We start from the raw sequence: 25,559 nt of genomic DNA, 5'->3' as shown, positions 1-25,559 counted from the left end.
TCGGCATCAGCGCTTCGCTGTCCGTGCTGCCGCCGCTGCCGCCGCTGGCGTTGCTCTCCCGCTGGCGCCGGCGCTGTCGCGCAGGCGTTGCTGCAAGCGTTCCACCGTCTTGCCCAGGCGCGCATCGTTGACGGGTTTTAAGACGTAATCGGCGGCCGCGTGCTCAAAGGCGGCCAGCGCATATTCGTCGTAGGCGGTAACAAACACGATATGGGGGAACGCGACGCCGTCCGGCCACTGCTCCGCCAGTTCCTCGGCCGCTTCCAGGCCCGTCTTGCCCGGCATCTTGATGTCGAGAAATAATATGTCGGGCTGCAGCGCCAGGCCTTGTTGCAAGGCTTCCACGCCATTGGCGCAGGTGGCAACGATGTCGAGTTCCGGCCATAGCCGGTGCAGGGCATGCGCGAGGGCGGCGGCGAGTATGGGTTCGTCTTCGGCGATCAGGGCGCGCGGGGTGGAACTGGTCATGGCGTGGGGCTCGTGGTGGTGGAGTGTATCGGTAAGTGAAGGCGGGCGATGACGCCTGCCGGCGTATTGGCGATCAGCGACAGGCTGGCGGCTTCGCCATGCATGCCGTGCAGCCGTTCGCGGATATTCGCCACGCCCAGCTGCGTGCCCTTGGTCTGGCCCGGATGGTCGAGGCCCAGACCATCGTCCGCAACCGTCAGGATCAGCACGCTGCCGTCCGTGGATGCCTGCACGTGGATATGGCCGCCTTCGATCTTCGGTTCCAAGCCGTGCTGGATGGCGTTTTCCACCAGCGGCTGCAGCAGCATGGGCGGCACCTTGATATCGCGCAAGGCCTCGGGCAAGTCCAGCGCATAGCTCAGGCGCGCACCCATGCGTATCGACATCAGGCCCAGGTAGGCTTGCATCAGGGAAAACTCCTGCGCGAGGGTGGTGGACCCGGCGCGCGAGGAACTCAAGGTGGCGCGCAGGTACTGGATCAGCTGGTCGAGCAGCAGCTGGGCGCGGTCCGGATCAAAGCTGATCAGGCCCTGCAGGTTGGCCAGGGTGTTGAACAGCATGTGCGGTTCGATCTGCGCCTGCAGCAATTGCAGCTGCGCCTGTATGGCCTGGCGCGCCACGGATTCGGCGCGGGCCTTTTCCTCGGCGGCGATCATTTGCAGGCGGGCAATCTTTTCGCGGCTGGAGAAAAACAGCACGGCGCCGCCCGTGGCCAGCAGGGTGAACACGAGCGTGCCCATCATTTGCGTGGGCAACAGCTTGTCGAAGCCGCCCACGTCCACGCCCGTCAGCCAGCCGAACAGAACCAGGCCCAGCATTTGCGCCACGGGCACGGATAGCAGGATGATGAGCATGAAGGGCAGGAGTCTGGGCCGCTGGTCCGCACCCCATAAAGTCAGGCGCATGCCGTCGATCAGCAGGAAGGCGATCGTGCCGATGCACATCGAGGCGATCAGGTTTTGTCCGAAATGGCTGCCCGGATTGAGGATGAAGGTAATGACCAGCGCGCAGATCGCGTTCAGCACCAGCGCATAGCGAGAGTCGAGCAGCATGCGGTAGTAGGGAAAGCGGCGTCTGGCGGGGGCGTCGGCGGAAGGGGCGTCGGAGTTCATGGAAGTGTCTGCTGGTAGCGATGGGGCATTGTGTGCCAGCGCAGGCCAGGGCGCAACAGGGCTGCGACGAAACGGTGCCGGCGCGTCGCCATTCGCAACATCGCGCCGCCAAACGGAGCCGCTTTACTTTTCACGATGGGCGCGGGATAGTATGGCAAGACAGTCTTTGCTATAAAGGAATCCTCATGTGGCCCTATCCACGCACCCTGGCGCACCGCGGCGGCGGCACCCTGGCGCCTGAAAACACCCTGGCCGCCCTGCGCTGCGGCCTGGCTTACGGCTACCGCGCCGTGGAATTCGACGTCATGCTGGCGTCCGACGGCGTGCCCGTCGTCGTGCACGACCCCGAGCTGGGCCGCACGGTGGCCGGCAGCGGCCACGTCACCGATTACACGGCCGCACAGCTGGGAACGATGGAGGCGGGCGCCTGGTTCGGCCCGCAGTTTGCGGGCGAGGGCGTGCCCACGTTCGAGGCCGTGGCGGCGTATTGCAAGGCGCAGAACATCTGGATGAATATCGAGATCAAGCCGGCGCCCGGCTTCGACGTGCCGACGGGCGAGACGGTGGCGCGGGCCACGCGCGATTATTTTGCAAAGGAAATTGCTGAAGGAGAGTTATTGCCCTTGCTCTCGTCGTTCAGCATCGCCGCCCTGGAAGCGGCGCGCCAGGCGGCCCCGGAACTGGCGCGCGGCTGGCTGGTCGAACAGATACCGGACGACTGGGCGCGCACGGCGAAGGAACTGGACGTGGTGGCGCTCCATTGCGACCACCAGCAGCTGACGCCGGAACTGGCGCGAGAGGTCAAGGAGGCGGGATACGGACTGTTTTGCTACACCGTCAACACGCCGGAACGGGCCAGTGAACTGCTGGCCTGGGGCGTGGATGGTTTTTGCACGGACAGGATCGATATTATTCCATCCATGGCGTAGGTCGGATTAACGGGGCAAAGCCCCGCGTAATCTGACAACATTGTTGACGTTATTGGTGTTGTCGGCTTACGCGCTTGCGCGCTAAGCCGACCTACGTTTCAAGCAGCTTAGAAAGTCACGCGCATGCCGACGGTGACATTGCGCCCCGTCAAAGGCGCCGCGTTCTTGATGAACGAAGTATGGCTGTACGCCAGTTCGTTCGTCAGGTTGTTCGCCTTGATGTAGAACTGGGCCGGCGTGGTGCCGATGCGCGTGTCGTAGTTGGCGGACAGGTTCAGCATGTTGTAGCCCGGGGTTGCCGTTTCGAACGCGGCCACCTTGTCTTGCTTGCCCACGCGGTAGAACTCGGCCACGCCGCTCCACGCCTGCCAGTTGGCGTCGACCTTCACGCCAAAACGCTGGGCCGGGATGCGCGGCAAGTTGCCACCATCGTTGGCCAGCTTGGCCCGCACGTAGTCGCCGAACACGCTGGCGCCGAACATGGGGTTCAGTTGCTGGCGCACTTGCCCTTCCACGCCCGTGAACGTGGCGTCGCGCTGGGCGTACTGGATCAGCTGGAAGCCTTCATGGCTGTCCAGCGTGCTGCCGAAGATGTAGTTGTCGACCTTGTTGCGGTAGGCGCTGGCCGAGAAGGTCGTGGCGCCCGCATATTTGCGCAAGGTCAAGTCGATATTGTTCGACGTTTCCTTGCCCAGGTTTTGATTGCCCAGTTCATACGTGGCCGTGGCCATGTGCACGCCGTGCGCATACAGTTCCTCGGCGCTGGGCAAACGGTGCGTGCGGGAAATGGTCGAACCGAGCGAATACTGGGGCGCGAATTTCCACACGGCGCCCAGCGAGACCGACGTGCCCTTGGCGCTGCGGTCTTGCAGGGTGGCGCTGTCGACCGCGATGTCTTGCCACTCGTGGCGCAAGCCCGCTTCGAAGCGCCATTGGTCGAGCTTGTATTCTTCCACCAGGAAGGCCGCGTGTTTCTTCGTGACCGTCGGCGCCACGTAGGCTTCCTCGCCCAGGGCGGAGAAATCGCGCTTCGACGTTTGCAGGCCGACCACGCCGCGCCAGCCGAAGACGGGATGGTGTTCCATTTCCAGGCGCGCGTCGTGGCCCTTGTTTTTAAATGTGGTGGCGATTTCCGTGCCTTCGATTTCATCGTGCTTGTAATCGGTAAACGACGCGCGCAGGCGCAGCTTGGCGAAGCCGGGCACGGGGTCGCGCAATTCGCCGCGCACATCCCAGCGCTCGCTTTTCAGCTTCACGTAGGGCACGGCGCCATTTTCGTGGTCGTGGTCATGCTCGTCTTCACCGCCATGGCCGTGGCCCTCGTGGCCGCCGCAGTGCAAGTGCGTGCCGTGCGGGTGGCAGCTTTCGAATTCGTGGTTGTGGCCAGGCAAGCCGTATTCCGCATGCTGGCTGGTGAAGGCCAGGCCCAGGAAGCCGCGTTCACCCACCCACGACACGCCCACGCTGCCCGTGTCCGTCTTGTTGTAGCTGCCGGCTACTTTGGAGCCGCCTTCCCAGCCGCTGCCGACCTTGTATTCCTTCGCATCGCGCTTGACGCCTTCCGCGTGGAAGGCGATGTTGCCGGAGCCGCCAGTCACTTCAAAGGCGCCCGCCTTGTCGCGCGCGGCCGAGTTGGCGCGCACTTCCGCGCTGCCTTCGAAGCCTTTGGCTGGCACGCGGGTGGGGATTTTCTTGTCGATCACATTGACGACGCCGCCGACTGCGCCGCCGCCGTAGGCCAGCGCGGACGGGCCGCGCAAGACTTCAATCTGTTCCGACAGCATCGGTTCGGCCGCGACGGCATGGTCGGGGCTGATGGTCGAGGCATCCTGCACTTCGGCACCGTCGGACAGGATCTTTACACGGGGGCCATCCATGCCGCGGATGATGGGGCGGCTGGCGCCGGCGCCGAAATGGCTGGACGTGATGCCGGGCTGGCCGGCCAGGGTTTCGCCCAGGGTCGCTTCGCGGGCGCGCACCAGTTCCTCGCCTTCCAGTACGGTCACGGGGGTGCTCATGTCGTCGCTGCCCAGGGCCAGTGCGCTGGCCGAAACGGTGACGGCAGGCAAGGTGGCGGCCTGTTGCGCCAGGGCGCTGGCGGGGGCGGCAAAGGCCAGCATGATGGCCAGCGCGAGGGGAGTGGGTTGGTGAGGACGGACGGACATGGGCAAGAATTCCTTTATCAGCTATCGGTGTTGGCAGGGTTGGGGCAGCGCATGAACAGGAAATAGCCTGCCCTAAGATGATAATGATAACCCATTATCATTAATGTGTGGCAGTTTTTCCGGGCAGTAGATACAGGCGGATGGTGTATTCTGTCGGCTATGGAACGCACAACACGTCAAAAAACCGCTATTCAAGCCGCCATCGAGTCGGCCCAGCGCCCCCTGTCGGCGCAGGAAATCCTCGAACAGGCCAGCTTGCAGGTGACGCAGCTGGGCATCGCCACCGTTTACCGCAACTTGAAGTCCTTGGTGCTGGAGGAAAAGGTGCACGTGGTGACCTTGCCGGGCGAAAACCCGCGCTACGAGTCGAACACGGCCGCCAATCACCACCATCACCATTTCCAGTGCACCACGTGTCAGCGCGTGTTCGATGTGCATGATTGCCCGGGCGACTTGAAGCGCATGGCGCCGCAAGGCTTTATTGTCGAGCGCCACGAACTGACCCTGTACGGCCGCTGCGCCGATTGCAATGCGGCCGCCGGCGCCAGTGCGGTCGCCGCCGGTGCCGCCCCGCACGCCTGCGCCAGCGGCCACGACCCGGCCTGAGCGGGCAGGCTGCCGATGTTGGCACGTGCGCAACAATGCCCGTGCCGGCCGTCAATGCCGCACCCCATATCACGTATAATCTTCCCTTTAAAGCTGCCGCCACTCTTTGCCAAAAAAACATGAAATCAACTGAAATCCGCGACAAGTTCCTCAAATTTTTCGAGTCCAAGGGCCATTCCATCGTCCGTTCCAGCTCCCTGGTGCCAGGCAACGATCCGACCTTGCTGTTGACGAACAGCGGCATGGTGCAGTTCAAGGATGTGTTTACGGGCACGGACAGCCGTCCGTACACGCGCGCCACCTCGGTGCAGCGCTGCGTGCGCGCCGGCGGCAAGCACAACGATCTGGAAAACGTCGGCTATACGGCGCGCCACCATACGTTCTTTGAAATGCTGGGCAATTTCAGCTTCGGCGACTATTTCAAGCGCGACGCGATCCAGTACGCATGGGAACTGCTGACCAAGGTGTACGGCTTGCCGGCTGACAAGCTGACCGTCACCGTCTACATCGAAGATGACGAAGCGTACGATATCTGGGCCAAGGAAATCGGCGTGCCCGTCGAGCGCATCATCCGCATCGGCGACAACAAGGGTTCGCGCTACGCATCGGACAATTTCTGGCAGATGGCTGACACGGGCCCATGCGGTCCGTGCACGGAAATCTTCTACGACCACGGCGCCGACATTCCTGGCGGCCCGCCGGGCTCGCCTGACGAAGATGGCGACCGCTTCATTGAAATCTGGAATCTGGTGTTCATGCAGTTCAACCGCGACGAAGCGGGCGTCATGCACAAGCTGCCGAAGCCGTGCGTCGACACGGGCATGGGCATGGAGCGCCTGGCCGCCGTGCTGCAGCACGTGCATTCGAACTATGAAATCGACCTGTTCCAGCACCTGATCCGCGCCGCCGCGCGCGAAACGGGCGCCACGGACCTGGAAAACAAGTCGCTGCGCGTGATCGCCGACCACATCCGCGCCGCCGCCTTCATGATCGTCGACGGCATCATCCCGGGCAGCGAAGGCCGCGCGTATGTCTTGCGCCGCATCATCCGCCGCGCCCTGCGCCATGGCCACAAGCTGGGCCAGACGAAACCGTTCTTCTACAAGCTGGTGGCCGATCTCGCCATCGAGATGGGCGGCGCCTATCCCGAGCTGGAAGAAGCGAAAGACAACGTCGCCAACATGCTCAAGGCCGAGGAAGAGCGTTTCGGCGAAACCCTGGAAACGGGCATGAAAGTGCTGGAAGCGCAGCTGGCCAAGGATGCCACGGGCATCGACGGCGCCACCGCTTTTACTTTGTACGAAACCTACGGCTTCCCGCCGGACCTGACGGCCGACATCTGCCGCGAACGCAATATCAGTTTCGACCAGGCTGGCTACGATGCGGCCCTGAAGGAAAGCCAGGAACTGTCGCGCAAGGGCGGCAAGACGCACAAGGACAGCAAGGTCGAGTACACGGGTGAGAAAAACAAATTCGTCGGCTATGACCAGTTGACGTTCAGCAGCAAGGTCGTCGCGCTGTACGCAGCCGGCACGCAGGTAGCTGAACTGAAGGCGGGCCAGGACGGCATCGTCGTGCTCGACACCACGCCGTTCTACGCGGAATCGGGCGGCCAGGTGGGCGACCAGGGCGTGATCACCTCGGGCGCCGGCAGCTTTGCCGTCAGCGACACCCTGAAAATCCAGGCCGACGTGTTCGGCCACCACGGGGTGCTGGAATCGGGCGTGCTGAAGGTGGGGGACGCCGTCTCGGCCGAAGTCGACACCGCCAAGCGCGCGCGCACGATCCGCAACCACTCGGCCACGCATTTGATGCACAAGGCCTTGCGCGAAGTGCTGGGCGGCCACGTGGCGCAAAAGGGTTCGCTGGTCGACCCGGACAAGACCCGCTTCGACTTCAGCCACAATGCGCCGATGACGGCCGAGCAGATCGCCGCCGTGGAAACGATCGTCAACAAGGAAATCCTGGAAAACCGCGCCACGCAAGCCCATTTGATGTCGTTTGACGACGCCGTCAAGCATGGCGCGATGGCTCTGTTCGGCGAAAAATACGGCGACGAAGTGCGCGTGCTCGACATCGGCAGCTCGAAAGAGTTGTGCGGCGGCGTCCACGTGCAGCGCACGGGCGACATCGGCCTGTTCAAGATCATCGGCGAAAGCGGCGTGGCCGCCGGCATCCGCCGCGTGGAAGCGGTGACGGGCGAGGGCGCGCTGGCGCTGGTGCAAACCATCAACCGCCGCCTGGTCGAAGCAGCCAGCGCCCTGAAGGCGCAGCCGGAAGAACTGACGGCCCGCATCGTCCAGGTGCAGGACCACGTGAAGGCGCTGGAAAAGGAACTGGCCGCGCTGAAATCGAAACTGGCCTCGGGCCAGGGCGATGAGCTGGTCACGCAAGCCGTCGATGTCAACGGCATAAAGGTGCTGGCGGCCGTGCTGGAAGGCGCCGACGTGGCCCGTCTGCGCGAAACCATGGATAAGCTGAAGGACAAGCTGAAGACGGCCGCCATCGTGCTGGCCAGCGTGGCCGACGGCAAGGTCAGCCTGATCGCCGGCGTGACGGCGGACGCGACTTCCAAGGTCAAAGCGGGCGAGCTGGTGAACTTCGTTGCACAGCAAGTGGGCGGAAAAGGCGGCGGACGCCCCGATATGGCGCAGGCCGGCGGCACCGATCCGAGCGGCCTGGCGAACGCCCTGGCCGGCGTGCCGGCCTGGGTCGGCGAACGCGCAAAATAAGGCGTAAGCTAGAAGGCATGCGGGGTTTTCGCCCCACAGCCCCTTGAAAACGGCCCGCAGACGGTGTTTGCGGGCCGTTTTGCCGTGTGGAATCTCGTTGTGACACCACAACAGCCGATGAACTATTTTGGTGCAGCGCGTCAATGCCCCTGATTTAGAGTAGTATGTCGAAAATCAGTACAACAAAACAATGGTGGGATATTGATGATGAGCGACACACTACTTGATACCGAGATTATGGAATTTCACAAAGAACTCGACGCGCGCGGCTTGAATTGCCCGTTGCCGATTCTGAAGGCGAAAAAGGCTTTGTCAGAGCTGCAGAGCGGGGAAGTGCTGCGCATCATGGCAACCGATCCCGGTTCCGTGCGCGACTTCCAGGCTTTCGCCAAGCAAACAGGCAATGCCCTGCTGTCGCATGTGCAGACGGGTACCGAATTCGTCTTCCTGATGCAACGCAAATAATTCTGCCAGCCGGGGCCGCCGTGGCGCGGCCTGGTTTTCCTTCCCGAACCAGCCCTTTTGCTGCCCTGCAGCGTAGCGGCGGACCCCCTTGAAATCCCCGAAGCTGGACAGTTTAGATGGATTGCTCTAACAAAAAATCGCACGATCGTGCTTAAATTCGGTTCAGGATTCAAATTTCTCTTATAATCGAACGCACAATCAGCACTTGATCCGTCATTTTTATAATTTCCCAAAGGCATAGCTATGAAAGTCTTGGTACCCGTCAAACGCGTGGTCGACTATAACGTCAAAGTCCGCGTCAAGAGTGACGGCACTGGCGTCGATACCGCCAACGTCAAAATGTCGATGAACCCTTTCGATGAGATCGCGCTGGAAGAAGCGATGCGCCTGAAAGAAGCCGGCAAGGTCACTGAAGTGGTCGCCATCTCCTGCGGCGTGACGCAGTGCCAGGAAACCCTGCGCACGGCCATGGCCATCGGCGCCGACCGCGGCATCCTGGTGGAAACGACGACCGACCTGGAACCGCTGGCCGTCGCCAAGCTGGTGAAATCCCTGGCCGAGAAAGAACAGCCGCAACTGATCATCCTGGGCAAGCAGGCGATCGATGACGACAGCAACCAGACGGGCCAGATGCTCGCTGCCCTGCTGGGTTGGCCGCAAGCCACGTTCGCTTCGAAAGTCGTGCTGGAAGACGGCAAAGTCACCGTCACGCGCGAAGTCGACGGCGGCCTGGAAACCCTGGCATTGACCTTGCCAGCGATCATCACCACCGACCTGCGTTTGAACGAGCCACGCTATGTGACCTTGCCGAACATCATGAAGGCAAAGAAAAAGCCGCTCGAGACCGTCAAGCCGGAAGACCTGGGCGTCGACGTTGCGCCACGCCTGAAGACCCTCAAAGTCGTCGAGCCAGCCAAGCGCTCGGCCGGCATCAAGGTGCCGGACGTCGCCACCCTGGTCGCCAAGCTGCGTACCGAAGCCAAAGTCATCTAAGCGGCTTTGCCGTCTATCCAGAACAATTACAGGACATATCATGGTCGCATTAGTTATTGCTGAACACGACAACGCTACCTTAAAGGGCAGCACCCACCACACCGTGACCGCGGCTGCCCAGTGCGGCGGCGACGTGCACGTACTGGTCGCAGGTTCGAACGCCTCGGCTGCCGCCGCTGCCGCCGCGCAAATCGCCGGCGTGACGAAAGTCATCGTGGCCGACGCGCCATACTTTGCCGACGGCCTGGCCGAAAACGTGGCCGAGCAAGTGCTGGCCATCGCCGGCAACTACAGCCACATCCTGGCGCCAGCCACCGCCTACGGCAAGAACATCCTGCCGCGCGTGGCCGCCAAGCTGGACGTGGCGCAAATCTCGGAAATCACCAAGGTCGACTCGCCTGACACCTTCGAGCGCCCGATCTACGCCGGTAACGCGATTGCTACCGTGCAATCTGGCGACAAGATCAAGGTCATCACCGTGCGCACCACCGGTTTCGACGCCGCTGCCGCCACCGGCGGTTCGGCTGCCACCGAAACCGTCGCCGCCGTTGCCGACAATGGCAAGTCCGCCTTCGTGGGCCGCGAACTGGCCAAGTCCGACCGTCCTGAACTGACCGCCGCGAAAATCATCGTGTCGGGCGGCCGTGGCATGGGTTCGGCCGAGAACTTCCACATCCTGGAGCCGCTGGCCGACAAGCTGGGCGCCGCCATGGGTGCTTCGCGCGCCGCCGTCGACGCCGGCTTCGTGCCGAACGACTGGCAAGTGGGCCAGACGGGCAAGATCGTCGCGCCATCGCTGTACATCGCCGTCGGTATCTCGGGCGCGATCCAGCATCTGGCCGGCATGAAAGACTCGAAAACCATCGTCGCCATCAACAAGGATCCGGAAGCGCCGATCTTTGCCGTGGCCGACTACGGCATCGTGGGCGATCTGTTCGAGATCGTGCCGCAACTGGTCAAAGAACTGGGCTAAGTCTCGCCCGATCCGGTTTTGTGTAGAGCGTATTCCTCTACCGGGATACGCTCTTACTACAAAGCCACGCCGGCCCGCCCCACACGGCGAGCCGCGCGTGGCTTTTTTCTTGGAGAAATAGATGAGCTATCAAGCCCCGCTGAAAGACATGTTGTTCGTCATGAACGAACTGGCCGGCCTGGCCGAAATCCATACTTTGCCTGGCTGCGAAGACGCGACACCCGACACGGCCGAAGCCGTGCTGGAAGAAAACGCCAAGTTCTGCGGCGGCGTGGTGGCCCCCCTGAACTGGCCCAGCGACAAGGAACCGAGCTTCTGGCACGACGGCCAGGTCACGACCTCGAAAGGCTTCAAGGAAGCGTTCAAGGCCTACGGCGAAGCGGGCTGGCAGGGCGTGCAGCATCCGACGGAATTTGGCGGCCAGGGCTTGCCCAAGCTTTTGGCCACGCCCTGCATCGAAATGCTCAATTCGGCCAGCATCTCGTTTGCCCTGGTCGCCCTGCTGTCGGACGGCGCCATCGAAGCGCTGCTGACGGCCGGCAGCGACGAACAGAAGGCCACCTACCTGGAAAACCTGGTCTCCGGCAAGTGGACGGGCACCATGAACCTGACGGAGCCGCAAGCGGGGTCCGACCTGGCCGCCGTGCGCACGCGCGCCGTGCCGCAGGAGGACGGCACCTATAAAGTCTTCGGCACGAAGATTTTCATCACGTACGGCGAGCACGACATGGCGGAAAACATCGTCCACCTGGTGCTGGCCCGCACGCCGGACGCACCGGCCGGCGTGAAAGGCATTTCGCTGTTCATCGTGCCGAAATTCCTCGTCAATGCGGATGGCAGCCTCGGTGCGCGCAACGACGCGCACTGCGTGTCCATTGAACACAAACTGGGCATCAAGGCCAGTCCGACGGCCGTATTGCAGTTCGGCGACCACGGCGGCGCCATCGGCACCCTGGTGGGCGAGGAAAACCGCGGCCTCGAATACATGTTCATCATGATGAACGCTGCCCGCTTCGGCGTGGGCCTGCAAGGCATCGGCCTGGCCGAGCGCGCCTACCAGCAGGCCGTGGCGTTCGCCAAGGACCGCGTGCAGTCGCGCGACCTGGCAGGCTCGCCTGGTCCGGTCTCCATCATCCACCACCCGGACGTGCGCCGCATGCTGATGTCCATGCGCTCGCAGACGGAGGCGGCGCGCGCGCTGGCCTACGTGGGCGCGGCCATCAGCGACGTGGCACACCACCATCCGGACGCCGACGTGCGCGCGGAAAGCCTGGCGACGTACGAATACCTGGTGCCCGTGATCAAGGGCTGGGCCACGGAAATGTCGCAGGACGTCACGCGCGACGGCGTGCAAGTGCACGGCGGCATGGGTTTCATCGAAGAGACGGGCGCCGCCCAGCATTACCGTGACGCCAAGATCCTGACGATCTACGAAGGCACGACGGCCATCCAGGCGAACGACCTCGTGGGCCGCAAGACGGTGCGCGACGGCGGCGCCGTGGCAAAAGCCATCATCGCCCAGGTGCGCGCCACGGAAGCCCAGCTGGGCGAACTGACCGGCGCCGACTTCCAGGCCATGCAGCGCCACCTTGCCGAAGGCAGCGCCGCGCTGGAAGCGGTCGTGGAATATGTGGTGGCAAACATGAAGACGGACATCAAGGCCGTGTTTGCCGGCAGCGTGCCGTACCTGAAACTGGCCGGCATCGTGCTGGGCGGCTGGCAAATGGCGCGCGCGGCCATCGTGGCGCAGCAAAAGCTGGGAGAGGGCAGCGGCGACGCGGCGTTCTACAAGGCAAAGATCGCCACGGCCCGCTTCTTTGCCGACCACATCCTGTCTCAGGCACCGGGCTTGCGCGCCACCATCATCGACGGCAGCGCCGGCGTGATGGCCTTGTCGGAAGAGCAGTTTTAACCGGGGTCAGACCCCCCTCGTCCGCTAACGCCGAGTTTGACGTTGGCATTAGCGAGGGTCTGACCCCAGCAGTGTGCTGAAGGCCCGCAGAGGCAAAAAAAGCGCTGGAGATCGCTCTCCAGCGCTTTTTTTAACCACAAAGACAAATGCCGGGGTCAGACCCGCCGGGGGAATGTGCGCCAATGGCGCGCATTCCGATCCCACAGGGACTGACCCCAGATTTACTCTGCATTCTTAACGGCGGGCGATGCCGTTGCCCGAATTGCGTACCAAGTCGCCAGCCGCCAAGCCAGGGTCCTGGTCAAACGCGAAATCGGCCTTGGCGCCCGTTTCGTATTGCACGGTGACGGTCCAGGTCTTGGCGTTCTTCATGTGGCCTTCGACTTGCTTGCCCGCGTAGGCGCCGCCAGCGGCGCCGGCCAGGGTGGCCAGGTCCTTGCCGCGTCCGCCGCCGACCTGGCGGCCCAGCAGGGCTCCGGCCACGCCGCCGCCGATCATGCCCAGTGCGCCGCCTTCACCGGCTTTTTCAGTGACGTTGACTGCCAGCACCTTGCCGCAATCGGCGCAAATCTGATGCTGCGGCTGCTTGGAGGGCTGGCTGGCGTAGGAGTTGCCCGCCTTTTGCGCGGCCTTGGCATTGATGATGGCCTGGTCGTATTCGCCCTTGGCGTCGCGCAGGCATTGCATGCGGGCTTTCGAGCTGCTTTCTTCTGCGCACAATTTCTTGTCGTCCGCATAGCGCGTGTTGGCTTGCTTCGTGTCGTACGCGTATTGCGCCTTCGGCGACAGGTTTTGCGCGAAGGCGGATGTGCTGAACAGGGCCGTGACGGCGACTGCGAGGATGAGTGGGCGACGAATCATGATCTTCTCCTAGGGGGTGTTAAATGAGCCAGTAATGTTGGCATTGTGAATGCAGTATAGAGGAAAATCATGATTGCTTACCAACACTTACATGTGCGTGCGGGGCGACGGATAGATGTCATTTCCATGCGGAAATTAACCGTAGGCGCCGCCTGTGTACAGCAAGTCGAACAGGCGCGCCATGGTGGCGATCAGCACGCCCGCGCCTAGCATCAAGGTAGCGACCAGCACCACGGCCAGGGGCCAGCCCGTGTCCGACGCGCGGCTTGATGCGGCATTGTAGCGGGCGTCCCACTTGTCGTCCGGCATCAGGCCCAGCACCAGCGCTTCCAGGAAGCCGCCCAGGGCGGACAGGGTCAGCGGCAATATCTGATAAAACCAGTCCGCCTCGGGAAACAGCTGATGCAGCAGCGCGCTGGCGGGCAGGGCGGCCAGGTGTAGCCAGCCCCAGCGGTCTTTGGCGCCGTGCAGGTAGAAGCGGTGTGCGCCCAGCGTGCCCAGCAAAAAGGCCAGCAAGGTGGTGAATGCCTTGTTCTTGTGCGACTGTTGCAAAATGGTAGCGGTGGTCATGGGACTCCAGAGTTGCTCATCAGTAAAGATTGCCAGTATCGGTCATTGCCTCGCACAACGATAGCACTTTCCTGTGGCGTTTATGCAATGATTTCGCCTGAGTTCAAGCCATGGCCGGCACGATAGACGCAGACGCCTATTGCGTCTTCGGCCCTGACTGGTCATAATGTTTGATTAGCCCAAATTACACGCCCGTCATCATAACGCTTGCTGCCTGGCGGTAAAGCGCGCTATAATTTGCGGCTTTTTCCGCCTCAGCACACTTTTTGGAAATATTATGGTCGTTATTCGTTTAGCTCGTGGAGGCGCCAAGAAGCGCCCGTTCTTCAACATCGTCGCTACTGATTCGCGCAATCGCCGCGATGGTCGCTTCATTGAGCGTATCGGTTTTTACAACCCGATGGCGCAAGGTGGCGAAGTTCCACTGCGTATCACCGCAGACCGTCTGGCCTACTGGCAAGGCGTTGGCGCACAATTGTCGCCAACCGTTGCTCGCCTGGTAGCCAGCAACAACAAAGCAGCAGCTTAATTAGATCACTGGTTTGACGGTCAAGACTGCATCCGGGGTGAAAGTCCCCGATGACCTGGTACAGGTAGGCTATGTCTCCGGTGCTTATGGCATTGCTGGCGGGGTCAGGATCACTCCTTTCTCCGACGATGCGGATGCATTATTAAGCGTCAAAACCTGGTGGTTTGATAAACCGACCTTGCATGATGTTCAAGTCAGGCAAGCGAAGTTACACGGCGGCGACGTCGTGGCCCAGCTGGTGGGTGTGGTCGGGCGGGATGCCGCAGAAGCGCTGAAAGGCGTGTCTGTGCAAATTCCGCGTAGCCATTTCCCGACGCTGTCGGCCGATGAATTTTATTGGTCCGATCTGATCGGACTGACAGTCGAGAATTTGCAAGGCGAGTGCCTCGGCACAGTGCACGACATGATGAGCAATGGTCCGCAGTCGATCTTGCGCGTTACGCCCGTCGCCAGTGCCGATGAGACCGTTGAAAAGGCGCCTGAGCGCCTGATCCCGTTTGTTGGCCAGTTTGTCATTAACGTTGACAAGGCTGCCAGCAAGATCACGGTCGACTGGGGCCTCGATTATTAAACCGCCTGCGCATGACTTTGCGCCGGGCAAACGTTGCAGGATGGTGAACGATGCAATTTGATGTCGTGACCCTGTTCCCGGAAATGTTTGCCGCGCTGACGCAGTCGGGTGTGACCCGGCGCGCCTTCGAGCAGGGGAAATGTGGCTTGTCCTTGTGGAATCCCCGTGATTTCACGACCGACAATCACCGCACCGTGGATGACCGCCCGTATGGCGGCGGCCCCGGCATGGTGATGATGGCCCGTCCCCTCGAAGCGACAATTAATGCCGCCAAGCAACGCCAGGCCGAATTGGGACTGGCGGCGCCCCGCGTGGTGTTCATGTCGCCGCAAGGCCGTCCGCTGACGCACGCGCGCGTCACGCAGTTGAAAGCCGAGCCTGGCCTGGTGATCCTGTGTGGCCGCTATGAAGCCGTGGACCAGCGTTTGCTGGACCGGTGCGTCGACGAAGAGATCAGCATGGGCGACTTCGTCCTGTCGGGCGGTGAATTGCCCGCCATGGCGCTGATGGATGCGGTGATCCGCCTGTTGCCCGGTGTCTTGAACACGGAGGCATCGGCCATCGAGGACAGCTTCGTCAATGGCTTGCTCGATTCGCCGCACTACACGCGGCCGGAAACATACGAAGGCATGGCCGTGCCGCCCGTCTTGATGGGTGGCAATCATGCCGAGATCGTCAAGTGGCGCCGCCAGCGCATGCTGGAAGCGACCGCGACAAAGCGGCCTGACCTGCTGGTCAGTGCACGCGCCGCCGGCTTGCTCAGCAAGACCGACGAAAAATTCTTGGCCAGCCTGTAAGCCGTCTCCGGACGGCCGGCAGGGTGGCCAGTAGTGCCGGGCATGTTGCCCATATTGTGTTACCCATCCTCTACCGGGCGGATACTTGCTATCCACAGTGCGCCGGCATGATGGTTTTCGGAGTGTTAAAAATGGACTTGATTCAACAATTAGAGCAGGAAGAAATTGCTCGTCTGGGTAAAACCATTCCTGAATTCGCACCAGGCGATACCGTTATCGTCAGCGTCAACGTAGTCGAAGGCACGCGCAAGCGCGCCCAGGCTTACGAAGGCGTCGTTATCTCCCGTCGTAACCGTGGCCTGAACTCGAACTTCATCGTTCGCAAGATCTCGTCCGGCGAAGGCGTTGAGCGTACGTTCCAACTGTACTCGCCGCTGATCGCTTCGATCGAAGTGAAACGCCGTGGTGATGTTCGCCGCGCCAAGCTGTACTATCTGCGTGAGCGTTCGGGTAAATCGGCGCGTATCAAAGAAAAATTGCCAAACCGCCGCGTTGTGGCGAAAGCAAGCGCGTAATATCAGCGTCTGCGTTGGGAAAAGGGGTACCGTATTGGTGCCCCTTTTTTTATTTAGAATTGCTAATGGGACAAGCTGCCATGGCCACCATCGCATTTGATCCAAAACAACTCGCCATCGATTCGATCGCCGGCGAGGCGGCGCTGGACGCCGTGCGCCTGACGCCGGACTGGCTGCGCCAGCGCCTGGCCGAACAGCCTGACTGGCAGCCCGAGATCACCCAGGATTTCCTCTCCGCCCGCGCCGTGCCCGTGCGCGCCGCCGTCCTCATTCCCCTGGTGCAGCGGCCGCAGGGCTTGACCATTTTGCTGACCATGCGCACGGACCACCTGAGCAGCCATGCGGGCCAGGTCAGCTTTCCCGGCGGTCGCAGCGAGCCGTTCGATGGCTCGCCCGTGGCCACGGCCTTGCGCGAAACGGAAGAAGAAGTGGGCCTGGCGCGCGAGCACATCGAAGTGCTGGGCTGCCTGCCCGACTACCTGACGGGCACGGGCTACCAGGTCACGCCCGTGGTGGGTCTGGTGACGCCGCCGTTCGAACTGCGCGCCGACCCGTCCGAAGTGGCAGAAATCTTCGAAGTGCCGCTGGCCTTCCTCATGGATGGCCTCAACCATCAGCGCCTGTCGGTGGAATTGCCGGGCGGACGGCGCTCGTTCTACGCCATGCCGTACGAGCGCTTCTACATTTGGGGCGCCACGGCCGGCATGCTGCGCAATCTGTTTCACCTGCTGCGCGCGTAAAATGGCGCCGCGCACGTAATAAGTTTGATTCCAGCACGGCACTGCGCTATCGTAGCGGGCATTGCGGTATTGCTGAAAAAGACAAAAAGGACGTTTGATGACATTTCTCTCCATACTTTGCGCATTGCTGATCGAGCAGCTCAAACCTTTGCGCGCGGACAATCCGATCTACGCCGAAATCAAGAGCCTGGCGATGCGCATGGAGACCTGGTTCAATGCCGGCCACGCCAGCCACGGCCGCATGGGCTGGTTCCTCATGATCGGCGCGCTGATGGTGCCGACGGCGGGCGTGTACTGGATATTGCTCCACTACCAGCTGACCCTGCTGGCCTTTGCCTGGAACGTCCTCATCGTCTACCTGACCCTGGGCTTCCGTCATTACAGCCATTACTTCACCTCGATCCAGCTGGCCCTGAGCGCCGGCGACGAAGCGACCGCGCGCACCTTGCTGGCCGACTGGACCAAGCTCGACACGGTGGGCATGGAAGCGAGCGAGATCGCCCGCATCGCCGTGGAAAAAGCCCTGATCACCACGCACCGCAATGTGTTTGGCGTGTTCTTCTGGTTCCTGATGCCGCTGGGCCCTGCCTGCGCCGTGATGTACCGCGTGGCCGAATACCTGGCGCGCGCCTGGAACGAGCCCGAGCACATGCGCAATGAAGCGTTCGGCCAGTTCGCCGCGCGCGCCTTTTACTGGATCGACTGGATCCCCGTGCGCCTGACGGCCGTGGCGTTTGCCGTGGTCGGCAATTTCGAGGACGCCATCTACGCCTGGCGCAATTTCGCCCAGCGCTGGCAGGACGAGTCCATCGGCATCATCCTGACGGCCGGCGGCGGCGCCATGGGCGTACGCCTGGGCACGCCAGCGGAAACGGCCGCGCGCGTGCTCGTCACGCCCGACATGGCCGTTGACGACAGCGACAGCGAAAGCGAAAGCGATATCCTGCCGGGCGAAGAGCCGGGCGCGCGCGCCTTGCAGAGCACGGTGGGCCTCGTCTGGCGCGCCTTGCTGCTGTGGATGCTGTTGCTGCTGTTGATGTCGGGCGCCGTTTTCCTCGGCTGACGCGGGCGCACATGCGCCATCCATGCGCCTTGCGCGTGGAACAAGGTTAAAATAGGGGCTGGCGCGCAAGGCGTGCCGGCCCCTGTTTGCATCGCCAGGGCAGATGGAGGTAGAACCCAAGTCTTCTATAAGATATAATACTGGCTTACCGCAGCAAACGTAGTTGACTACCAGCCCGGCTTACCCGCCGGGGCCATTCACGCAATCCAGTCCCGACAAGCCACATGGCCGAGTTATCTCAAAAAACAGGGGAACTCTCAGACGAGTTCTTCATCCTTGGTCTCACCAGCAATGGCAAGCAATTCCGACCCAGCGATTGGGCCGAGCGCCTTTGCGGAGTGATGTCCTGTTTCAATCCCGACGGCGGCGGGCGCAATGCGCACCTCCAGTATTCGCCCTACGTGCGCCCGACCGTCGTCAATGGCGTCAAGTCGGTGGTGGTCAACACCAAGCTGCGCGAGATCGAGCCGATGGCGTTTCACTTCGTGCGCGAATTTGCCAAGGATAACGACCTGCAGATCGTCGAAGCCTGCTTCTTGCCGCCCCCAGAAGAAAAGTAAGACCGTTTCAATTGATTTGCCTCAAACCCGCCACGGCGGGCTGGCGTAGCGTGGACACTCTGCCTCAAACGGAGCGGCGACATGCGCATCGGCGACATCTGTACCCTGCATACCATCCATTGCCAGCGTGACACCAGCGTGCAAGACGCCGCGCTGCTGATGCGCCAGCACCACGTGGGCGACCTGATCGTGGCCGAACAGCCGAACGGCGAACGCGTCCCCATCGGCATCCTCACCGACCGCGACATCGTCATTTCCGTCATCGCCCTCGGTCTCGACCCCGCCAGCCTGCTGGTGGGCGACATCATGAGCGCGCAACTGCTCACCGCCAGCGAAGACGAAGACGTCTACGACATCATCGAACGCATGCGCGTCAACGGCATCCGCCGCCTGCCCGTGGTCAACAGCCTGGGCGCGCTTTCCGGCGTCGTCAGCATCGACGACTTGCTGGCCTTCCTGGCCCAGGAGATGGCCGAGCTGGCGCGCATCAGCAGCGGCCAGCTGGTCCACGAAAAGCGCACCAGAAAGTAAGCGCGTATTGCGCAATTCCGGTCAAGCCACGGCTTGCTGAAAATGCTACAGTCGCTGCTCGTTCAACGGGAAGCGTTCATGCACTATCTGGCCAAGGCACTCTGGTATATCGAATCGCATTATGCGGACGATCTCTCGCTCGGCGATATCGCCCACGTGGGCGGCGCTTCGCCATGTCATTTGACGCGCGCGTTCGGCCTGGCCACGGGCCACTCCGTGATGCGCTATGTGCGGGCGCGCCGGCTCAGCGAGGCGGCGCGCGCGCTGGCCCAGGGCGCGCAAGACATCCTCGCCGTCGCGCTGGAGGCCGGCTACAGTTCCCATGAAGCCTTTACGCGGGCCTTCCGCGAACAGTTCCACGTCACGCCGGAAACGGTACGGGCCCAGCGCCACGTCGCCAACCTGGCGCTGGTGGACGCCATCAAAATGGATGTGGCGCCGGGCGTGCCTTTGGCGCCGTCCCGTTTCGAGCAAGGGCCCGCCTTGCTGGTGGCGGGCCTCGTTGAGCGGTATTGCGCGGAATCGTCTGCCGGCATCCCCGCTCTGTGGCAGCGCTTCCTGCCCCATGTGGCGCCCGGCCAGCTCGTGTATGGCCTTTGCTGCAACAATGACGACGCGGGCAATTTCGACTACCTGTGCGCCATGCCGGTGGCCGACTTTTCCCAGGCTCCCGACGGCTGGGCGCGGCTGCGCATCGCGCCGCAGCGCTACGCCGTGTTTCATCACCGCGGCCACATTTCCACCATCCGCGGCACCTGGCATACGGTGTGGAACGAGTGGCTGCCGCAGTCGGGGCTGGAAGTGGCCGACGCGCCCGATTTTGAGCGCTACGACCGGCAATTCGATCCCGCCAGCGGCGTCGGTGGCGTGGAAATCTGGCTCCCCTTGAAAGCATGAGCATGTTCAATACCTTGTCTGCGCCGGCCCTGTTCGCCGGCACCACCACGCTGCGCCGTCGCCTGTCGCAAACCGCCGCCGCGCTGGCGGCGGGCCTGCCCCTGTACTGGGTGCTTGGGCCACAGCCGCTGGGCCCGCTGGCCTGGTGCGCGCCGCTGCCCGTGCTGTGGCTGGCCCTGCGCTCGTCGCGCCGCGACGCGGCCTGGATGACCTTCCTGGCGGCCGTGCTGGGTCTGTCATCCAACTTCAGTTATTTTCGCCTGCTCATGCCCTTGCCGGCCGTGCTGGCCGTGATCACCGTCAAGGCACTGCTGTGGCTGCTGGTAGTGCTGGCCACGCGGCGCCTCGTGCTGCGTTACCGGGCGTCGTGGACGGTGCTGGGGTACCCCGTGCTGTGGGTGGCTATCGATACCCTGATGGCGGCCTTGCTGCCCGATGGTAACTGGGGCAGCCTTGCGTATTCGCAAGCGGACAATGTTGCCATATTGCAGGTAGCGGCCCTGGCCGGCGTGCCTGGCCTGCTGTTTCTGCTGTGCCTGGCGCCGTCCGCGCTGGCCTTGCTGCTGGCCGGCGGACGTGCGTATGCACCAGCGGCGGGGGCAACGTTGCTGCTGCTGGCGGCTGCGTTTGGCGGTGGCGCCTGGCGCGTGCAGGGCGCACCGGCAGCAAGCGGGCCACTGGCGGGACTGGTGGCCATCGACGACTTCATCGGCCCGGCCACGCCGCCGGCACGCGCGCAAGCCGTCTGGGACCAGTACGCGCGCCACGTGGTGCAACTGGCCGGGCAGGGCGCCAGGCTGGTGCTGTTGCCGGAAAAGATAGCCGTGCTGGCGCCCGCGCAGGCGGATGCCGTGCGGCAGCGTTTCCAGGCGCTGGCGCGCGGCACGGGTGCGTGGATTACCCTGGGTATCGGCGTGCAGGATGCTGCCGGCCGGCGCAACCTGGCCTGGCTGTTCGCGCCCGATGGCGCCGCGCCCGTCAGCTATCAAAAACATCACCTGGCGCCGCCCGAGCGCGATTTTCTTGCCGGCAGCGCGTATGCCGTGCAGCCGGTGGCGGGGCAAGCCATGGGCCTGGCCATCTGCAAGGACATGCATTTCGCGCCCCTGGGGCAGGCGTATGGCGCGGCCGGGGTGCAGGCGATGCTGGTGCCGGCCTGGGATTTTCAGCTGGACGGCTGGATGGGCGCGCGCATGACGGTGGTGCGCGGCGTGGAAAACGGTTATGCCGTGCTGCGCGCGGCGCGCGAGGGGGTACTGACGGTCAGCGACGCGTATGGCCGCGTGCTGGCGGAACGGGCCAGCAGCGCCATGCCGGGCAGCACCTTGCTGGCGCCGCTGCCGGCGCACCCGTCCGTCGCCACCTGGGCTGGATGGCTGGGGCCGCTGTTCGGCTGGCTCTGCGTGACACTGGGCGTGATGCTGCTGTGTACGGGATGCCGCGCCATGCCTTCTTCCTGATGGGAAAAGTCAGATTTTGCTGCAATGCGCAAAAACGCATTGCGCAGCCCTTTTTATATTCTCCGTACGCAGGTCACATAATCGCCGCCGATTCATTCGCCATGGCTGTGCATATAATAGGCGTGATGGCGGCATATATATTGCACTGCAATAAATGGTGTTATCTGGTATTCGTGAAATGCGGCGATTGGTATTAATTGGTACTTAATTCAGCCACGAAGTCATACATATCGCCGCGGAAGTAGGAGCGGCAAAATTCCACGGCGCGGCCATCGCGCAAAAAGCCCAGCCTTTCCACCGACAAGCCCGCGTCGCCTTCCTCCGCCTGCAGCAGGCTGGCCTGCTCGCCCGTCAGCAACAGCGCGCTGAGGCGCTGCAGGGCGCGCACGGGCCGGTTGCCCGCCTGTTCCAGCGCGTCGTACATCGACACGTCGACGGCGTCGAGCGCCGGCAGGCAACTGGCGACGATGGTCGCGTATTCCAGGCACATCGGTATTTCGTCCGCATAGCGGATGCGGTGGAAGCGGTACACGGGCGCGCCCGGCGACAGCCGCAGGCGCAAGGCCTCTTCCGGCGTCACGGTGCCCTCTGCGCGCTTGAGCCACACACTGCGCGGCGTGCGTCCGCGCGCCCGCATGTCCTCGGAAAAAGAGGTCAGTTTGGCGAAGTTTTTTTCGATGCGCGTATTGATGAAATTGCCCGAGCCGGGGCGCCGCACCAGCAAGCCTTCGTTGACGAGGCCATCGATGGCCTTGCGCACGGTGATGCGCGACACGGCCAGGTCGCTGGCCAGCTGGCGCTCGGCCGGCAGGGCTTCGTCGGGGCCGAGGATGCGCTTGTCGATCGCTTCGCGCAGCGCGCGCTGCAGTTGCTGGTACAGGGGCAGGCTACTCGTCTGCCCCAGGCCTTGCATGATGTGAGCCAGGGTTGTCATACGCTGAAGGTCTCCGTTACGGCGCGTTGCAGACGCGCTCTGTATCTGTTTTATGTCGCTGGATAATACCAAAAAAGACCGTTATAAAACCAATTTGAATTATCAGGGCGGCAATTTATGCCTGCCCTCGCTGGTATTTATCCCGCTCATACGGGCTACAAATTGATTTCGCTGAAGTGGTCTGTGTGATTCAAACAACGTTATAAAAAAAAAGTTGCAACTGGTAGTGTTCTGGTATTGGATAGTAGTATATTGGCGTTGAATTGGTTTTGTAAGTGGTTGTGCCGAAGGGTCTGCAGCATGCCGCAGTAGTAGGCGGGCTGGAAAGAAGACCTACGTTAAAAATGAAAAGGTTCCAATCCTGGAGCCTAAATCAAGGGGGAGTACATGAAACGCAATTTGACAGCTAGCTCTGCAGCACGCAATTTGACGCCTATCGCCGCTGCTGTGGCTATGTTGATGGCAGGCGCGAGTTTCTCGGCGCATGCGCAGGAAGCCGTGGCCAAAGAGACCAAGCCGGCAGCGACGGCCGATGTCGATGAAGGCCAGACCGTCGTCGTGACGGGTATCCGCGCATCGCTGCAACAATCCTTGAACCAAAAACGCAATTCCGACAGCCTGGTCGAAGTGATCACGGCTGAAGACGTGGGCAAGATGCCTGACAAAAACATCGCCGACTCGCTGCAACGCGTACCAGGCGTCAGCGTTGCCGCTGCGGGCGGCAACGAAGGCAGCTTTGGCGAGAATGACCGCGTGGCACTGCGCGGCACGCCGTTCGGCCTGACCTTGACCACCTTCAATGGCCACTCCGTCAGCAGCGGCGACTGGTTTGCCGACAACATTATCGGCGGCGGCCGCAGCGTCAGCTTTTCGTTGTTTCCCTCCGAACTGATCGGCCGCGTCACCGTGCACAAAGGTTCGCAAGCGAACCTGCTGGAAGGCGGCGCGCAGGGTGTGATCGATATCGAATCGCGCAAACCGCTGGACTTCAAGAAACAGATTACGGGCCAGGTCAGCCTGGGCGCCGTGTACTCGTCCAACTCAGGCAAGAAAGATCCGCAAGTGAGCGGCATGCTGAACTGGAAGAACGATGCCAACACCATGGGTGTGATGGTGCAGGGCTTCTATCAGAAGCGCAAACTGAGCCGCGTCGGCCAGGAAAATGGCGTCTGGTATGACGAAGTCAAGCCGGATTCGGCGGTTGCTGGCGCCTTGCCAGGTTCGGCCGGTGGCCGCGTCAACTACATGGGCGGCACCGCCTGGTTCGAACAGGAACGCACCCGCAAGGGCGGCCTGATCGACGTGCAGATCAAGCCAAGCAGCGCGCTGACCCTGGACTTCACCCTGTTCCATTCCGAACTCGATGCGCCGAACATCAACCATAACTTCATCCAGACCGTGGGCCTGGAAACGGGCAACAAGGGCGGCTACCCTGTTGGCAACGTCAGCGGCATTTACAAGGGGGGCGTCGTCACGAGCCTGCACACCACGATTCCAGCCAATTGCGGCGCCGTCTGCGCAGGTTATTCAAGCGCTGTGCAGGAAGAGTTCAGCCGTCCTGTGGCGGAAAGCAAGTCCGACTTCTTTAACATCGATGCCAAATACCGCGTCAACGACCGCCTGACCTTCTCGGGTAAAGTCGGCACGACCAAGGGCGTGGGCAATACGGAAAGCGGCGCGCTCGGCGTTTGGATGCCTTGGACGGGCGGCGGCTACACCCAGAACGGCGCCAGCCACGGTGTGATTTACGATACGCCGGGTGCTGATAAATTCTCGATCGGTGGCCGTCAGGCAACGCCTTACACCTACGGTTCGCACGTTACCGCGAACGACAAGGAAACCTACGGCCAGATCGACGGTATTCTGAAACTGGACTTGCCAGCGATCTCGTCGGTGGAATTCGGCGCCCGCGTTGCAGAGCACAAGCGTGACCTGACACAGATCGGTATCGTTGCCAAGCCATCGCTGGGCGTCACCGCGAATCTGCCGATGAGCGGCCTGACCTCGTTCCCAAGCAACTTCAACGACCTGGGCGTGAACGGCGCCGGTTACTGGACGTTCTCGCAAGCGAGCGTCAACAAGTGGCTCAAGGATAACGCCACGTACCAAGGCAACCTGCGCCAGTCCGAGTTCAACATCAAGGAACCGACCCAGTCGGTGTATGCGATGGCGAATTTCGGCACGGAAGGCTTGTCGGGTAACTTCGGCGTGCGCTATGTGCACACCAAGGAAGACGTCAACCGCTACGAGCTGAACCCGGCTGCCCAGTACGAAATCAAGAACTACACGAATACCTACAATGATTTCCTGCCTAGCGCTAACTTCCGACTCGACGTGACGAAGGATATCATCGGCCGTTTCGGCATCAGCCGCACCATGGCCCGTCCTGAACTGGGCATGATGGCTGGCCTGGATCTGCGCGACAACCAGCTCGACGGGAACGCCGGCAATCCTAACCTGCGTCCTATCCGCTCGAACAACGCCGATATCGGCGTGGAATGGTACTTCGCGCCAAAATCGATGGTCTCGGCTGGCATCTTCTACTCGTCGCTCGATGGTTATGTGACCTACGGCAAAGGTGTGACGACGTTCTACAACCAGTTGCAGAACAAGTTCACCCAGTATGAAGTTGGCACGCCGACCAATACCACGGCGGAAGTCAAGGGCCTGGAACTGTCGTATGTACAAGCATTGCCGGGAGGCTTTGGTGTGAACGCCAACTACACCTATACCGATGGCAAGGAAACGGGCAACGTCAAGGGTTCGCCATGCGGTGATTTCGGCGAATGCACCATGATCGGCACCTCGAAAAATGCGTATAACATTGGCGCATTCTTTGAGAACGACAAGTTCAGCGCACGCCTGACGTATAGCTACCGTTCGGAATTCCTGAACGGTACCTCGCGCCGCAGCGCCGCTTACCAGGCTGGCATCGGCGGCCTGTCCGCATCGATCGCCTACCAGCTGACGGAGAATCTGGCCATCACCCTGGACGGCAAGGACCTCAACAATCCGCTGTCGCGTTCGACCATCAAGACCCCTGGATCGGACGATATGCCAGGCGCGTTCTACAAGAACGGCCGTCAGATCTACCTGGCACTGCAAGGCAAGATGTAAGACGTTTTCATGTAGTGGATGCCTCCCGGCGGACACCCGGGATGGCATGACAATGGCGG

At 62.1% G+C, this 25,559-nt stretch carries 23 protein-coding genes and 1 pseudogene; 18 read left to right on the top strand and 6 right to left on the bottom strand.

The window, feature by feature from the left end:
• Positions 1-87: 87 nt before the first annotated feature.
• Both JAB8_RS25935 and JAB8_RS25930 read right to left on the bottom strand, forming a co-directional pair.
• Positions 88-468 (bottom strand): annotated as a pseudogene (locus JAB8_RS25935) (response regulator); the annotation flags it as partial.
• A complete protein-coding gene (locus JAB8_RS25930; RefSeq protein ID WP_070292184.1) occupies positions 465-1,580 on the bottom strand; it encodes a histidine kinase in 1,116 nt (371 codons plus the stop codon). The pseudogene JAB8_RS25935 and the gene JAB8_RS25930, both read right to left, overlap by 4 nt.
• A 185-nt stretch (positions 1,581-1,765) precedes the next feature.
• Here JAB8_RS25930 and ugpQ point away from each other — a divergent pair, with 185 nt between their 5' ends.
• Positions 1,766-2,509 (top strand): glycerophosphodiester phosphodiesterase, encoded by a 744-nt coding sequence (gene ugpQ, locus JAB8_RS25925; protein ID WP_070292182.1) that lies wholly within the window; start codon positions 1,766-1,768, stop codon positions 2,507-2,509.
• Positions 2,510-2,616: 107 nt separating this feature from the next.
• On the opposite strand, the gene JAB8_RS25920 is transcribed toward ugpQ, so the two are convergent.
• Positions 2,617-4,674: a TonB-dependent receptor gene (locus JAB8_RS25920; protein ID WP_070292180.1), complete on the bottom strand. Its 2,058-nt coding sequence runs from the start codon at positions 4,672-4,674 to the stop codon at positions 2,617-2,619.
• 159 nt (positions 4,675-4,833) lie between these two features.
• Here JAB8_RS25920 and JAB8_RS25915 point away from each other — a divergent pair, with 159 nt between their 5' ends.
• The 6 genes from JAB8_RS25915 (at position 4,834) to JAB8_RS25890 (ending at position 12,355) form a co-directional block, all read left to right on the top strand.
• Entirely contained in the window at positions 4,834-5,280 is a 447-nt protein-coding gene (locus JAB8_RS25915) for a transcriptional repressor (RefSeq protein ID WP_070221861.1), read from the top strand.
• Between the two features lie 119 nt (positions 5,281-5,399).
• Positions 5,400-8,012: an alanine--tRNA ligase gene (gene alaS / locus JAB8_RS25910; RefSeq protein ID WP_070292178.1), complete on the top strand. Its 2,613-nt coding sequence runs from the start codon at positions 5,400-5,402 to the stop codon at positions 8,010-8,012.
• Positions 8,013-8,219: 207 nt separating this feature from the next.
• Positions 8,220-8,477: a sulfurtransferase TusA family protein gene (locus tag JAB8_RS25905; RefSeq protein WP_225317265.1), complete on the top strand. Its 258-nt coding sequence runs from the start codon at positions 8,220-8,222 to the stop codon at positions 8,475-8,477.
• A gap of 243 nt (positions 8,478-8,720) precedes the next feature.
• The gene (locus tag JAB8_RS25900) at positions 8,721-9,470 is read left to right on the top strand and encodes an electron transfer flavoprotein subunit beta/FixA family protein (protein WP_070221859.1); all 750 of its coding nucleotides are present in this window, start codon (positions 8,721-8,723) and stop codon (positions 9,468-9,470) included.
• 40 nt (positions 9,471-9,510) lie between these two features.
• A complete protein-coding gene (locus tag JAB8_RS25895; RefSeq protein ID WP_034781780.1) occupies positions 9,511-10,443 on the top strand; it encodes an FAD-binding protein in 933 nt (310 codons plus the stop codon).
• Between the two features lie 121 nt (positions 10,444-10,564).
• Entirely contained in the window at positions 10,565-12,355 is a 1,791-nt protein-coding gene (locus tag JAB8_RS25890; RefSeq protein WP_070292176.1) for an acyl-CoA dehydrogenase, read from the top strand.
• 234 nt (positions 12,356-12,589) lie between these two features.
• Here the strand turns inward: JAB8_RS25890 and JAB8_RS25885 are convergent, their stop codons facing one another.
• The gene (locus JAB8_RS25885; protein ID WP_070221856.1) at positions 12,590-13,216 is read right to left on the bottom strand and encodes a glycine zipper 2TM domain-containing protein; all 627 of its coding nucleotides are present in this window, start codon (positions 13,214-13,216) and stop codon (positions 12,590-12,592) included.
• Positions 13,217-13,351: 135 nt separating this feature from the next.
• Complete coding sequence (locus JAB8_RS25880; RefSeq protein WP_070221855.1) at positions 13,352-13,786, bottom strand: NINE protein; 435 nt, start codon at positions 13,784-13,786, stop codon at positions 13,352-13,354.
• Positions 13,787-14,063: 277 nt separating this feature from the next.
• Between JAB8_RS25880 and rpsP the strand changes: the two genes are divergently transcribed.
• The 10 genes from rpsP (at position 14,064) to JAB8_RS25835 (ending at position 21,449) form a co-directional block, all read left to right on the top strand.
• Entirely contained in the window at positions 14,064-14,315 is a 252-nt protein-coding gene (gene rpsP, locus JAB8_RS28380) for a 30S ribosomal protein S16 (protein WP_010395524.1), read from the top strand.
• Positions 14,316-14,328: 13 nt separating this feature from the next.
• Entirely contained in the window at positions 14,329-14,886 is a 558-nt protein-coding gene (gene rimM / locus JAB8_RS25875) for a ribosome maturation factor RimM (RefSeq protein WP_070221854.1), read from the top strand.
• 50 nt (positions 14,887-14,936) lie between these two features.
• Positions 14,937-15,683, top strand: a complete 747-nt coding sequence (gene trmD, locus JAB8_RS25870; protein ID WP_070221853.1) for a tRNA (guanosine(37)-N1)-methyltransferase TrmD — start codon at positions 14,937-14,939, stop codon at positions 15,681-15,683.
• A 131-nt stretch (positions 15,684-15,814) separates the two neighbouring features.
• On the top strand, positions 15,815-16,198 hold the full coding sequence (gene rplS / locus JAB8_RS25865) for a 50S ribosomal protein L19 (RefSeq protein ID WP_010395528.1): 384 nt from the start codon (positions 15,815-15,817) through the stop codon (positions 16,196-16,198).
• A gap of 80 nt (positions 16,199-16,278) precedes the next feature.
• The gene (locus tag JAB8_RS25860) at positions 16,279-16,938 is read left to right on the top strand and encodes a CoA pyrophosphatase (RefSeq protein WP_070221852.1); all 660 of its coding nucleotides are present in this window, start codon (positions 16,279-16,281) and stop codon (positions 16,936-16,938) included.
• 97 nt (positions 16,939-17,035) lie between these two features.
• Entirely contained in the window at positions 17,036-18,001 is a 966-nt protein-coding gene (locus JAB8_RS25855) for a CobD/CbiB family protein (RefSeq protein WP_070292174.1), read from the top strand.
• A 224-nt stretch (positions 18,002-18,225) separates the two neighbouring features.
• Complete coding sequence (locus tag JAB8_RS25850; protein WP_070221850.1) at positions 18,226-18,561, top strand: DUF3579 domain-containing protein; 336 nt, start codon at positions 18,226-18,228, stop codon at positions 18,559-18,561.
• 81 nt (positions 18,562-18,642) lie between these two features.
• Entirely contained in the window at positions 18,643-19,092 is a 450-nt protein-coding gene (locus JAB8_RS25845; protein WP_070221849.1) for a CBS domain-containing protein, read from the top strand.
• Positions 19,093-19,170: 78 nt separating this feature from the next.
• Positions 19,171-19,989, top strand: coding sequence for an AraC family transcriptional regulator (locus JAB8_RS25840; RefSeq protein WP_070292172.1), 819 nt, complete (start codon positions 19,171-19,173; stop codon positions 19,987-19,989).
• Positions 19,986-21,449, top strand: coding sequence for a carbon-nitrogen hydrolase family protein (locus JAB8_RS25835; RefSeq protein ID WP_083287933.1), 1,464 nt, complete (start codon positions 19,986-19,988; stop codon positions 21,447-21,449). The genes JAB8_RS25840 and JAB8_RS25835 overlap by 4 nt, the downstream gene beginning before the upstream one ends.
• 193 nt (positions 21,450-21,642) lie before the next feature.
• Here JAB8_RS25835 and JAB8_RS25830 read toward each other — a convergent pair whose 3' ends face one another.
• Positions 21,643-22,383, bottom strand: coding sequence for a GntR family transcriptional regulator (locus JAB8_RS25830; protein WP_070221847.1), 741 nt, complete (start codon positions 22,381-22,383; stop codon positions 21,643-21,645).
• Between the two features lie 459 nt (positions 22,384-22,842).
• On the opposite strand from JAB8_RS25830, the gene JAB8_RS25825 reads away from it, so the two are divergent.
• Positions 22,843-25,500, top strand: coding sequence for a TonB-dependent receptor (locus JAB8_RS25825; protein WP_175445257.1), 2,658 nt, complete (start codon positions 22,843-22,845; stop codon positions 25,498-25,500).
• Positions 25,501-25,559 lie beyond the last annotated feature (59 nt).

Origin of the sequence: Janthinobacterium sp. HH106 (genome assembly GCF_001758725.1) — a bacterium.
GTDB lineage: Bacteria > Pseudomonadota > Gammaproteobacteria > Burkholderiales > Burkholderiaceae_D > Janthinobacterium.
The sequence above is the reverse complement of the archived record's forward strand: the minus strand, read 5'-3'. Positions and strand labels throughout refer to the sequence as shown.